Origin of the sequence: uncultured Faecalibaculum sp. (assembly GCF_910588395.1) — a bacterium.
Taxonomy (GTDB): Bacteria; Bacillota_I; Bacilli_A; order Erysipelotrichales; family Erysipelotrichaceae; genus Faecalibaculum.
This window is the reverse complement of record NZ_CAJUPA010000052.1, coordinates 1-11,670: the sequence shown is the minus strand read 5'-3', so window position 1 is coordinate 11,670 and position 11,670 is coordinate 1. Positions and strand designations below refer to the sequence as shown.

10 protein-coding genes, 1 tRNA gene and 1 pseudogene are annotated in these 11,670 nt (G+C 51.4%); 4 read left to right on the top strand and 8 right to left on the bottom strand.

The features are described 5' to 3' along the window. Window positions 1-121 precede the first annotated feature (121 nt). The 8 genes and pseudogenes from ffh to QZ305_RS10810 form a co-directional block, all read right to left on the bottom strand. On the bottom strand, window positions 122-1,528 hold the full coding sequence (gene ffh / locus QZ305_RS10845; protein WP_294731948.1) for a signal recognition particle protein: 1,407 nt from the start codon (window positions 1,526-1,528) through the stop codon (window positions 122-124). A gap of 72 nt (window positions 1,529-1,600) precedes the next feature. Then, window positions 1,601-2,149, bottom strand: coding sequence for a GNAT family N-acetyltransferase (locus QZ305_RS10840; protein WP_294731946.1), 549 nt, complete (start codon window positions 2,147-2,149; stop codon window positions 1,601-1,603). After that, the gene (locus tag QZ305_RS10835; RefSeq protein WP_294731945.1) at window positions 2,128-3,090 is read right to left on the bottom strand and encodes a glycosyltransferase; all 963 of its coding nucleotides are present in this window, start codon (window positions 3,088-3,090) and stop codon (window positions 2,128-2,130) included. Before QZ305_RS10835 ends, QZ305_RS10840 begins: the two co-directional genes overlap by 22 nt. Beyond that, window positions 3,087-3,836 (bottom strand): ABC transporter permease, encoded by a 750-nt coding sequence (locus QZ305_RS10830; protein WP_294731944.1) that lies wholly within the window; start codon window positions 3,834-3,836, stop codon window positions 3,087-3,089. The genes QZ305_RS10835 and QZ305_RS10830 overlap by 4 nt, the downstream gene beginning before the upstream one ends. Next, window positions 3,833-5,215, bottom strand: coding sequence for a hypothetical protein (locus tag QZ305_RS10825; RefSeq protein ID WP_294731943.1), 1,383 nt, complete (start codon window positions 5,213-5,215; stop codon window positions 3,833-3,835). Before QZ305_RS10825 ends, QZ305_RS10830 begins: the two co-directional genes overlap by 4 nt. Before the next feature lie 352 nt (window positions 5,216-5,567). Beyond that, window positions 5,568-5,884: pseudogene (locus QZ305_RS10820) on the bottom strand (PTS sugar transporter subunit IIB). A 120-nt stretch (window positions 5,885-6,004) separates the two neighbouring features. Beyond that, window positions 6,005-7,345 carry a PTS sugar transporter subunit IIC gene (locus QZ305_RS10815; protein ID WP_294731942.1) on the bottom strand — a complete coding sequence of 447 codons (1,341 nt, stop codon included), beginning with the start codon at window positions 7,343-7,345 and terminating at the stop codon, window positions 6,005-6,007. A gap of 71 nt (window positions 7,346-7,416) precedes the next feature. Beyond that, the gene (locus QZ305_RS10810; protein ID WP_294731941.1) at window positions 7,417-8,826 is read right to left on the bottom strand and encodes a glycoside hydrolase family 1 protein; all 1,410 of its coding nucleotides are present in this window, start codon (window positions 8,824-8,826) and stop codon (window positions 7,417-7,419) included. A 309-nt stretch (window positions 8,827-9,135) separates the two neighbouring features. On the opposite strand from QZ305_RS10810, the gene QZ305_RS10805 reads away from it, so the two are divergent. From QZ305_RS10805 to QZ305_RS10790, 4 genes are all read left to right on the top strand, one after another. Then, complete coding sequence (locus QZ305_RS10805) at window positions 9,136-9,849, top strand: GntR family transcriptional regulator (protein ID WP_294731940.1); 714 nt, start codon at window positions 9,136-9,138, stop codon at window positions 9,847-9,849. A gap of 152 nt (window positions 9,850-10,001) precedes the next feature. Beyond that, on the top strand, window positions 10,002-10,322 hold the full coding sequence (locus QZ305_RS10800) for a PTS lactose/cellobiose transporter subunit IIA (RefSeq protein WP_294731939.1): 321 nt from the start codon (window positions 10,002-10,004) through the stop codon (window positions 10,320-10,322). A 288-nt stretch (window positions 10,323-10,610) separates the two neighbouring features. Beyond that, entirely contained in the window at window positions 10,611-11,024 is a 414-nt protein-coding gene (gene mscL, locus QZ305_RS10795) for a large-conductance mechanosensitive channel protein MscL (protein WP_366097081.1), read from the top strand. Window positions 11,025-11,079: 55 nt separating this feature from the next. Continuing rightward, window positions 11,080-11,153: transfer RNA gene (locus QZ305_RS10790), tRNA-Trp, on the top strand. Window positions 11,154-11,670 lie beyond the last annotated feature (517 nt).

The following is an 11,670-nucleotide window of genomic DNA, read 5'->3' as shown; positions in this document are numbered from 1 at the left end:
CCTTTAGGTAAAGGGCTTCTCGCCGATTTCACGCTTCAAACTGTAAAAGACGGGAGTCTACCACTGAATCCGGACGACTGTCAAGCTTTTTTCCTTGACACCATGTCCGGGTCCGGGCAGCTTACTTTTTCTTTTTCTTCTTTTTGGACACTTTCTGTTTTTTGCTGCCGGCATGTTTTGACACACCCTGGCCTCTGCCCATGGCATTCATCATGGAATTCATATTCATGCCGCCGGACATCATTTTTGTCATCTGCTGCATCTGATTCAGCTGCTGAATCAGCTTGTTCACATCCTGCACCTTGACGCCGGACCCTTTGGCGATCCGCTGCTTCCGGCTGGCTTTCAGGCAGGCAGGATGCTCCCGTTCGAAGGGTGTCATGGACTGAATGATGGCCCGGTTGCGCTTCATGACGGAGTTCATGGCTTCGTCATTGACCTGTGCAGCCATTTTGTTCAGACCGGGGATCATCTTCAGGATCCCCTGCATGCTGCCCATTTTCTCCAGCTGCCCGAACTGTGCCAGCATGTCGTTGAAGGTGAAGATGCCATTCATCATCCGGTCTGCGGATTTCTTTCCCACTTCCATGTCCAGACGGTCCTGCGCCTGTTCAATCAGCGAGACAACGTCTCCCATGCCCAGAATCCTGTCTGCCATCCGGTCGGGATGGAACTGCTCCAGATCCTCCATCTTCTCGCCGCCGGATACAAATACCACCGGTACACTGGTGATGCTTCTTACAGACAGCAGTCCGCCACCCCTGGCATCGCCATCCATCTTCGTCACCACCAGACCTGTGACATCCAGCTGCTCATCGAAGGCTCTGGCCACATTGACAATATCCTGACCGGTCATGGCATCCACGGTGAGCAGAATGTTGTCAGGCTGCACAAGTCCCTTCATTTCCAGAAGTTCGTCCATCAGGGCCTGATCCACATGCAGACGGCCGGCTGTATCCAGGATCACCAGATCATGTCCGTGTTCCTTTGCATACACCAGGGCCTGCCTGGCGGTTTCCACGGCTGAAACATCCGGTCCCAGGCTGAATACATCCACACCCACCTGGGCACCCAGAGTCTGCAGCTGTTCAATGGCAGCCGGACGTACCACATCCGCCGCGACCAGAAGAACATTTTTCTTCAGCTTCTGTCTGGCGTAGCGTGCAATCTTTCCGGAAGCCGTGGTTTTGCCGGTACCCTGCAGACCGGTCATCATCACTGTGGTGATGCCGGAAGGATTCATGGTCAGTTCCGTATCACTGCTGCCCAGCAGTTCCTGCAGTTCATCCCGGACAATTTTCACGACCATCTGCGAAGGATTCAGCGATTCCATCACTTCCTGCCCCAGCGCCTTCTCTTTCACACTGGCGACAAAATCCTTGACGACTCCGTAGTTGACATCCGCTTCCAGAAGACTCATCCGGACTTCCTTCAGCATGTCGTTCATATTCTTTTCTGTCAGTTTTCCCTGTCCGGTGATGTTCTTCATCGCCTGTGACAGACGTTCACTCAATGATTCAAATGCCATTATTTTCACTCCATATGCTGAAATTGTAGCCAAATCCCTGCGGGGATTCAATGCGGCAGGGCCACTGCAGCCTCAATCCGCTTCATCATCTCCGGGTCTTCCCGGCTTGCTGCTCCACTCAAACGCCTCCCTGTCCGTACCATCCTGACAGGTGATGACACCGCAGTGTCTGAACCCGAGTTTTTCCAGAAGCCGGAGCATGCTGCGGTTCTTTCGATGGGTGTCGATACGAATATGGCCCGCTGTGTCCATGGCATACTGCAGCAGGGCACGCCCCTGTCCAGGCTGTGTACTGACAATGCGGTGGATGACAGAATAGCTGTCTTCATCGAGCCAGCTGCCCTGCCGGATCCTGGCATAGGTGGGATCGGGTCCTGCTGCCAGCGTCATGACAGCAGTCACGGAATCATTGACATACAGCGTGCCGGCTTCCAGATCTGCCAGGGCATTGTCCCTGCCGGGATAGGTCCCGGGCCACTGGGTCAGATTCCCCTGTCTGCGCATCTCTGCTCTGGCTTTATCATAGAGTTGGACAATGACATCCAGATCAGAAATACAGGCTTTCCGGATCCCGCCCCCGGGCAGCTCTGCGACCGGATTCAGTTCCGGGTTTGGGGCCATTCTGTTTCCTCCATGACTTTTCTCAGATTCCAGCCGAATTTCATGCAGGCAATCTTCAGCCAGACCAGATAAGCCGGATGCAGAATCTGATGCCCTGCAAGCCGCCGCCAGTCGATCTCTGCGGGATCAAAGCGGGGATTGTCTTTCTTCCGGCTGAACAGGATCAGGGTGTAAATGATGACCATGTCCGTGTTGTAGTAGTTCCGGTTGAAATCAAAATGCTGCTGCGGAAGCACTTTTTTCAAGTACTGTTCCTGGTACTCATAAGCCCGGCGCATATCATTGACGGTTTCCAGGGACATGCAGTTGGTTAGAGAACCCGGATGCTGAACATAATGCACATACCGGTTGGGGATGGTTGCGATCCTGGAGGCATTCAGAAAGGTGCGGAAAATGGTCCGGGTGTCTTCAAACCCCTTCACATTCTCCGGAAACCGCACATGGTCAAAGGTATGACGCCGGTACAGCTTACCCCAGGGATAGTTGTTGATTCCCTGATTGTTCACCAGCATCTGCAGGGCTTCCTCCCGGGTATGCACACCCCGGCCGGCTACTTCCCGCAGAAAGGGCACCGGTCCGAAATCCATCCGGTAGCCACACTGAACTATATCGCAGTTTTCCCTGTTCATGATCCGGGCCAGGTGTTCCAGCATCGGCGGGTCAATCCAGTCATCGCTGTCCACAAAGACAAAGGCATCTCCCTGTGCATGGGAAAGCAGCCGGTTCCGGGTCACGGAGATGCCCGCATTGGGATAGGAAAACACCCGGATTCTGGGGTCCTGCGCAGCTCTTTTCCGGGCTATGTTCAGGGAATGATCAGTGCTGCCATCATTGACCAGCACCGCTTCCCAGTCCTCCCAGGTCTGGGACTGGAGAGAGTCCAGACATCTGTCCAGCCATTTCTCCACATTGTATACAGGGACCAGTATGCTGATTTTCATTTCAGAGTCCTTTCCAGCCACCGGGGCACTTGTTTCCAGAAGGCATCCAGGGCAAAAGCCGACAGCAGCAGCCAGATCGTCCAGCCCATGACACCTGCAGTATCCAGCGCAAACCTGGCTGACTGCATCGACCGGCCGATTCCCGCCGGTACCTGACACAGTATTTCAGCCATGACGCCTGCCTTGCAAGCCAGAGAACTGGAAGTGACAATCACAGCTGACCAGGTTCCCTGCATCTCTGGAAGAAAGACAGCTTTCATGCGGATATACCAGGGCTGGGGGAAAACATGAAACAGGTCTTTGTGCTCTTCATGAATCTCCGCCATCCGCTCCAGCAGCGAGGAATACACCACCGGCACCAGCAGCAGCCAGAGCACCACCAGGACAGCCGTTTCCCGGTTCATCCAGAAGAGCACCAGAATGATGAATGCAATGTTGGGCACCGAACGCAGGACAAGCAGCAGCCGGGTGAGAAAAAACTCCAGATGACGGCACAGATGCGCCATCAGCGCCAGAAACAGTCCGGATGCCAGTGCGAGGATCACAGCAGCCACCACTCGCCCCAGCGTCCGGAAGACCGCCGGCCAGAAAGCCGGATCTGTTCCCTGCATCAGCATGGCGGCAAATACCTGGAAAGGCTGCGGCAGAATGATGTCATTGGCCACGATTGTCGCCGAAATTTGCCAGATCAGCAGCAGAACCGCAAAAAAGCCGGCCCATTCCAGCCGGCTTTTCCATGCTTTCATGCAGCGGTTTTCCCGGCAATCTCTTCCAGAAAGCCAATGAAGTTCGACAGGTCCTCAATGGGTTCTTCTTTTGCCAGGGCTCTACGCATCTGCCGGATCACGTCTGCCGCTTTCTCCTGCTCTCCCCGCTCATCATATACAAGGAAGGCAATGATGGCACCAATGCCGTCAGGCAGAATCGCCAGGCTCTCCGTGAGTGCTTCCCGGGAACGGCCGGTACAATAACTGGCGATTGCCAGATTCTTCCGATAAAGCCGATCCTGCGGAGCCGGATTGGCCTTCAGGCAATGATATGCTTCCTGATAAAACTCCGCCTGCAGACAGGCTCTGGTTTTCAGCTCGGACCACTGTGCGCTCAATGCAGACTCCAGATCCTCCGGCTGGTTCTGAAGAAGTTCATACGCCATATCCGAAAACACGTGATTCAGACAGAACTGCGCACAGCAGAGAACCGCTTCCGGACTGTGTCCGGTCCGGGCAAGAATGGTTCGCACAAAGCCCCGGCAGGTCTTTTCTCCATATTCAAGAACCTCCAGTGCTTCCAGGCTGAGCCCGGCATACAGCTCCGGATCCTGAGATGGAACATCCAGGGCCATCAGCTGCCGGAAGAGTCTGCGGGCTTTGGCTGTTTTTCCGCACTGTGCATACAGAATGACGGCACTGGTCAGAATCTCCGGTTCCCGACGCAGAGCAAATGCTTCTTCCAGCTCTTCAGCCGCTTCCAGCGGACTGTCATGATACAGCCAGAACTGTGAAAACGTCATCCGCTGATCAAACTCCGGAAGCTGTGTCCGGAACATGTAATCCACCAGCACGTCCGGATTGTCCTGATAAACCATATACTCCATGATCCGTTCTTTGTATTCAGGATCTGTCAGAAGCCCCAGGAAAGCATCATCCATGCGGTCGTACTGTTCCAGCTCTCCATAGGACATTCCCAGAAGGAAACGGGTTTCCGGATTGTCTTCTTCCAGCAGCAGGTCCTCAAAATGCTGTACAGCCTGGCGGTAATCTTCTGCAGCGATTGCACAGCGCCCCAGGTCGAACAGGATCCTCGGTTCATCACCGGGATCCATCTCACCGGAATCCCGGACCATTTCCAGATAGGACCGGGCAGATTCATACTCATCCGCTCCGATTTTCGCATCTGCCATCCGTTCCCAGATCAGCGGACCGGAAATTCCGGTATCCATGGCTTCTTCCAGCAGCGTGATGACTCCTTCATAATCTTCATACCCGAGCCTCACATCCGAAGAAGCCAGGTAATAGAATTCGTCTTTTCCCTCCAGCCGAAGGTATTTCTCCAGAAGGGCGGCAGCATCAGAGAGACACTCGTCTTCCAGAAGTTCCACGATCTGATCCTGTATAAGCATGTCCATTGAAATCCCTCCTGCCCTGATTGGTCAAATCATTATACTATGGAATGCAATACGGAAAAAGAGCCGCTGTATCAGCCCGTTGTCTGCTGTCACAGAGGCTCTTTCCTGCCGCATACCACCCTGACAGCCACGGCCGGGCAGCCAGCAGGCAATTCCCGATATCACAGTCACAGCTCTGCCTCGACCCAGGCAGATGCGGGGATACATCACAGGCTCCATGAGGCTTTCACGAAAAAAACCTCCGGTACTGTATCAGAGAATACAGCCGGAGGGTTTTCCGGTTCATGATCTGTCCGGGGGCAGTGAAGGATTGCCTGGTGCCAGACAGCGGCGAACTGCAAAGTCTGTCTGATCAGGCGCCGGCTTTGGCAGCTTTCATCAGCTTGTAGGCTGTACGGAGAACCTTTTTGCCATCCATGGAACCGTAGTCCTTCATGTCAATGACAGCAGAAGGAACAGACGGTGCCATTTCCTTGACGTTCTTCAGCTCAAAGCCAACCTGCGGGCCAAGGAGAATGACATCCACACCGCTCAGGTCTTTCTTGGCAGCATCAGGGATTTTGCCTCCACATGGCAGTCTACCCCCAGTTCCTTTGCGGCATTCTGCATGTTGCGGACCAGAATGGATGTGGACATGCCTGCGTTGCAGACCAGAAGAATGTTTTTCATTTCGTTTACCTCTTTTTCCGGCAGTCTGTCTACCGGTTCTTTCTTTTATTGTAATACGTATTGACCGCTGTGACCGGTGAAATCCGGATACAGGGCTTGTGTCAGATCCTGAAGAAGCACTCAGTCGATGTCGAATACATCATCATCGTCATCTTCTTCCGCAAGCTCAGCCTGACGGGCCATGACGCGGTCGTTGATCTTGACGAAAGGCATGTAAATCAGAACACCGAGAATCAGAACCACAGCCTGAACCACAACAGCCATGAAGTCACCGGCAGTAGCCAGGAAACCGGAAATCAGAACAGGTGTTGTCCAGGGAACCAGTGCAACGCAGGGTCTCATGATACCTGTGACTGTTGCGAAGTAGGAGATGATGATACCCATAACCGGTACCAGCAGGAACGGAATCGCCATGGAGATGTTGTACACGATGGGATAGCCAAACAGCACAGGTTCGTTGATGTTGAACAGACCAGGTGCAATGGACAGTTTGGCAACATTGCGGGTGGCAGCATTTCTGCCGACGATGAATGTGGCAATCAGCAGACAGATTGTGGATCCGGATCCACCCAGCAGACCGAAGGATGTAACCTGAGATACGTTGATGATGTTGGGAATTGCTTCACCTGCTGCAAACGCGGCAATGTTCTCGTTGATGTTGATGATCAGCAGCGGTTCGAGAATGGAAGAGTAGATAACAGACTGATGGATACCGAACAGCCAGAGCAGGTTGCCCAGTGTATACAGAATGACTGTTCCCCAGAGGCTCGTTCCGATATGACGGAGAGGCTCCTGGATGAAAGTGGTGATCAGCGTGATCAGGTCGGTTCCTGCCAGCTTGCCCAGCAGTGTGGAAACCACGGCAAATACGCTCAGAACGATAATGACCGGAATCAGGACGTTGAAGGACTTGCCGACAGCAGGAGGAACATTGGCACCCAGATTGATCTGCAGGGCTTTCACGCGGGAAATCCAGATGAAGAATTCCGTAATCAGCAGACCGACGATGATGCCGGCGAACATGCTGCCTGTTCCCAGATTGGAGAAAGGAAGCACACCGGAGAACGTATCGGTGATTTCGTTGACCGAAGTCAGTTCCACAGTCATGGGCATCATGACAACCAGACCGGCAATGGCGACAACAGCACAGGAAATCGGGTTTTCGAATTCACGGTTGATGGCCAGGCAGTAACCGATCACGCCGGCAATCAGCAGACCGGAGATGTTCAGTGTTCCGTTGACCAGCAGATTGCCCCAGTACTGGAATGTTTCCAGCGTTTCCCCGGAGAAAATCCAGGTGAAGACCGTGTTGTTCAGCAGGACTGCCAGGCCGGCCAGGATATACAGAGGCATGATGGTCGCAAACGCATCACGGAGCGTACGCAGATGAATCTGGTTGCCGAGTTTGGCGGCAAAATCTGCAAACTTGGTAATGAAGCTGTTCTTTTCTGTGTTTTCCATGTTTCTCTCTCTCAAATTTTTGTTTTGCTTTTCTATGTCAGCAATTCTCTAAATCCGGTCCTTCTGCAGGATCAGTTTTCGTCAATGACGATTGCGTTATCGTCAGCTACCTGCCGGAACCACCGTCCGCTTTTCTTGATGGTGCGGCTCTGGTCGTTCAGGTCCACCGCAATGAAGCCGTAACGGTTCTTGTAGGCGTTGTTCCAGCTCCAGCAGTCCATGGCTGTCCAGGGATGATAGCCAATGCAGTTGGATCCTTCTTCCATGGCTCTGTGCAGCTGTGCCAGGTGCTCCTTGTAGAAATCAATCCGGTAGTCATCTTCGATGGATCCGTCTTCCTTGCGGTATTTTTCTTCCCCTTCAACACCCATGCCGTTCTCGGATACAAACCATTTGATGTTTCCGTAATTGTCCTGCACGTTTTTGGCAATGTCGTACATGGCCTCCGGATAAATCTCCCAGCCTCGGTAGGGATTGATTCTGGCTTCCGGCCATTCCCATTCCACGCCGTACCAGTCCGGCATCCAGTCTTTCCAGTGGTCTCTGTCCGACTGTTCAGCGGCTCTGACACGTTTCGGGTGATAGTAGTTCACTCCCAGGAAATCCACCGTGTTGTCCCTGATCAGCTGAAGTTCCTCATCGGTGTACGCAGGCAGCACACCATCTTTTTTCAGCGTCTCGACGACATCCTGCGGAAACACACCCTTGACGGCAGGATCCAGATAGGAACGGTTGAAGAATCCGTCCACCAGCTTCGCAGCTTCTGTATCTTCCTTTGAATCAGAACGGGGATAAGCCGGTGTCAGATTGAGAATGATGCCGATTTCCCCGGCTTTGCCGCTTTTCCGGAAAGCCTGTATGGCTTTGGCGCTGGCCAGGTTGATGTTGTAGACAATCTGTGCAGCTTCCCGGCCTTTTCCGGTTTTCTTCGGATAGTGGAATCCATAGAGGTAGCCGGCTTCGGGAATGACCATGGGCTCATTGAACGTTGTCCAGTATCTGACATCGTCACCGAACAGCTCGAAAGCTGTCTTCGCGAATTTTTCAAACAGATCCACAACGTGCTTGCTTTCCCATCCGCCATACTTCTCAAGCAGTTCATCCGGCAGATCGAAATGATGCAGGTTCAGGATCAGCTCAATGCCGTTGTCTTTCGTAGCCTGGATCATGTCCCGGTAGAATTTCACGCCTTCTGGATCGGGCTCCCCTGTTTCCAGATCCTTGATCAGCCGTGTCCACTGAATGGAAGTCCGGAAGGAATTCATGCCGATTTCCCTGAACAGCTTGAAATCCTCCGGGTACCTGTGGCAGAAATCGCTGGCTACATCCGGTCCCACGCCATTGAAGAAGTCATTCCTTGCAACGCGGTACCATTTGTCCATGACATTTTCATGCCGCTTTCCATACCACCCTTCTGTCTGGGGACCGCTGCTGGCAGCTCCCCACCAGAAACCGTCGGGAAAGGTTAATTTTGTTTCCATCTTGCTCTCCTTTGTTTCTTACAGCCACATGGTATACCGCTTACATCCTAGTTGTCTAGTCTTTTTCTGTATTTTTGTCTATTTTCTTTCTCGTTATTGTCTATTTTTATGAAGTGATATGTATGATTCATGATTCGCCATCTGCAGGGTAAGGGGTTTCATGCCGGACAGAGACAGATAAAACCGGGATTTGTCTGATGTGTACAGATTCTCGCCTGATATTGTATAGTCATTAGTAACAAGGCGCATATTTCGTCTGTTGCACAAGGTAGACAATCTTCGTATACTTAGAATTGGAAGGTTCATTTAATGAAAACAAAATACAGAACGATTTACGATGACACCAAAGAAAAAATACTGAATGGCACATATGCCCCCGGCAGTCAGCTTCCCGATGAAATGACAATCTGCCAGCAGTTTGACTGCTCCCGCATGACCGTGAAAAAAGCCTACGATATGCTCGTGCAGGAAGGTTTCATTTACCGGAAACAGGGTCTGGGGAGTTTTGTCCTCTCCAAAAACATGGATGATGGTGAAGTGGAACTGCAGGAGAGAGAACTTCAGGGATTCACAAGAACCGCCAGAGGCCATGCAGATACAAAACTTCTACATTTCAAGCTGGTTTTTGCACCCAAAGACATCGCAGATCACCTGGGCATCCGGGAAAACGACCCCCTTTACGACATCCTGCGGGTCAGGAACATTGATGGCGAACCCTATGTTCTGGAACACACCTATATGTCCCCCGAGACTATCCCCGGGATCACGGAAGATATCCTGAAACATTCCGTCTATACCTACATTGAGGACGTTCTGGGTAAAAAAATCGCCTCGGCACAGAAAACAACCAGGGCGCAGATCTCCAATCCTCAGGATCAGGCAGAACTTGGCCTGCGACCCGAAGAACCTGTCCTGGAAGTTGAACAGATTGCATATCTGGACAATGGCATACCATTCGAGTATTCCATTTCCAGACATCGATACGACCGGTTCAAACTGTCTGTTTATTCCGTCAGACGATAACACTGTCTCCCTGGAAAACAGCGCATAACGGCTGTCAAAAAGTCATGAAACAGCTTGCAATTTCGTCCGGGAGACTATTATACTGATTTCGGTAATTGTATAGTCTTTAACTGTACACAATTATACATTTATAGCCAAGGAGGGTATGTATTATGGAAGGTATGGAACTCATCTGCTTTCAGATCATCGCTGCCAGCGGCGGCGCAAAATCTGCTTTCATCGCTGCAATCGACGCTGCAAAACAGGGTGACTTCGAAGAAGCCGCCAGTCAGATGGCAGCCGGCGAAGAATACATGAATCAGGGACATGAACCGCATGCGCAAATGATTCAGAAAGAAGCCGCCGGAGAACCCAACCCCATCAGTCTGCTTCTGATTCACGCAGAAGATCAGATGATGGGTGCCGAACAGTTCAAGGTTCTCGCACAGGAAACCATCGATCTATATAAAACTCTGGCAGACCTGAAAAAATAGCCGGAAGCCACGAAACCGGCAATCAGTGCTCTTCATCATGAAGGGCACTTTTTTTATCCCCTCACATCAGATGTATCCGGTCTCCGGCAATCCTCACAGTCTGACTCTGTTTCCAGCTCCTTCATATGACCCCCGAAAACGATTTGGAATCCCGGCTCTCTTTCCAGATATGTTTCATGACCGGATCAAAACTTTCAGAAACAAAATTCATGACCGCGGTCTTCTGAGACCATCTTTCAGCCGCTACCATTTATAATCTAGTTACAGCAAATGTAAGGAGAGATTGTTTTGAAATCAACAATGCAGGAATTCAAGGAATTCATCATGAAAGGCAATATCATCGATATGGCCGTCGGCGTTATCATGGGTGGTGCCTTCGGCAAAATCGTGACTTCCCTGGTAGACAACATTCTGATGCCCCTGATCGGAGTATTATCCGGTGGTGTCAATGTTGAAGAATTAATGATCAAAGTCGGAAATGCCGAAGTTCTTTATGGCGTATTCCTGCAGAATGTCATCGATTTTCTGATTATCGCCGTCTGCATGTTTGTCTTCGTCAAGGCAATGGCCAAGCTGAAGTTCGGCGGAAAGAAAGAAGAACCCGCACCTGAACCTGAACCGGAGATCTCTGATGAAGTCCGCCTTCTGGGAGAAATCAAAGAGCTGCTGGCTGAGCAGAACAAAGCAAAGGAGCAGAAGTAATTCTGCTTTTTTTATTGCATGCAGTCAGCCATTCTGTTATTATAAGTGAGTGCTTAGGGGTATAGTTTAATGGTAGAACAGCGGTCTCCAAAACCGTTAGTGTGGGTTCAACTCCTGCTACCCCTGCCATTATGTACATTTCAGTATCCGCGGTATTCCGGTATGCTGTAATCAATATGCAAAACTGTCACGGGACAGTTTTTTATTTTGTCTGCGTCGATGCGGCCTTCGGCCTGGACAGAGCATGCAATTCACAGCAAACATCAGACAAACACTGGCGGAAAGGCCAAAGCATAGTACCTGAATCCAAAGAACTCAGAACTCCAGGTATATCCAGACCGCCTGCCAATCTGCATATCAACACAAAGAAACAGAAAGACCTGGGAAACGGTATCAGCAATGGATATCGTATCCCAGGTCTTTCTTTTCAGATACATGTCCTTGATTTGACGCTTACGTTTGTATCGTGATCATTACAAAAAGCCTCCTGTCATTCCTGCAGATTGTGAACGATGGGAGGCTCCTTAACCAGATGGGCTTGATTTGATGCTTACGCCGGGATCGGATGACTGGGCTTTCTGTATGTACTCCGAAATCGAGTAGAGAGGAACAGGTTAGTGCTGCCCCTCCCTCTCACACCACCGTA

What these genes read in the sequence shown, in the direction of transcription:
- QZ305_RS10805 (WP_294731940.1), top strand. Translation starts at nt 9,136, where the DNA reads ATGAAAACAAAATACAGAACGATTTACGATGACACCAAAGAAAAAATA.
- ffh (WP_294731948.1), bottom strand. Translation starts at nt 1,528, where the DNA reads ATGGCATTTGAATCATTGAGTGAACGTCTGTCACAGGCGATGAAGAAC.
- QZ305_RS10815 (WP_294731942.1), bottom strand. Translation starts at nt 7,345, where the DNA reads ATGGAAAACACAGAAAAGAACAGCTTCATTACCAAGTTTGCAGATTTT.
- QZ305_RS10800 (WP_294731939.1), top strand. Translation starts at nt 10,002, where the DNA reads ATGGAAGGTATGGAACTCATCTGCTTTCAGATCATCGCTGCCAGCGGC.
- QZ305_RS10825 (WP_294731943.1), bottom strand. Translation starts at nt 5,215, where the DNA reads ATGGACATGCTTATACAGGATCAGATCGTGGAACTTCTGGAAGACGAG.
- QZ305_RS10835 (WP_294731945.1), bottom strand. Translation starts at nt 3,090, where the DNA reads ATGAAAATCAGCATACTGGTCCCTGTATACAATGTGGAGAAATGGCTG.
- QZ305_RS10840 (WP_294731946.1), bottom strand. Translation starts at nt 2,149, where the DNA reads ATGGCCCCAAACCCGGAACTGAATCCGGTCGCAGAGCTGCCCGGGGGC.
- QZ305_RS10810 (WP_294731941.1), bottom strand. Translation starts at nt 8,826, where the DNA reads ATGGAAACAAAATTAACCTTTCCCGACGGTTTCTGGTGGGGAGCTGCC.
- QZ305_RS10830 (WP_294731944.1), bottom strand. Translation starts at nt 3,836, where the DNA reads ATGAAAGCATGGAAAAGCCGGCTGGAATGGGCCGGCTTTTTTGCGGTT.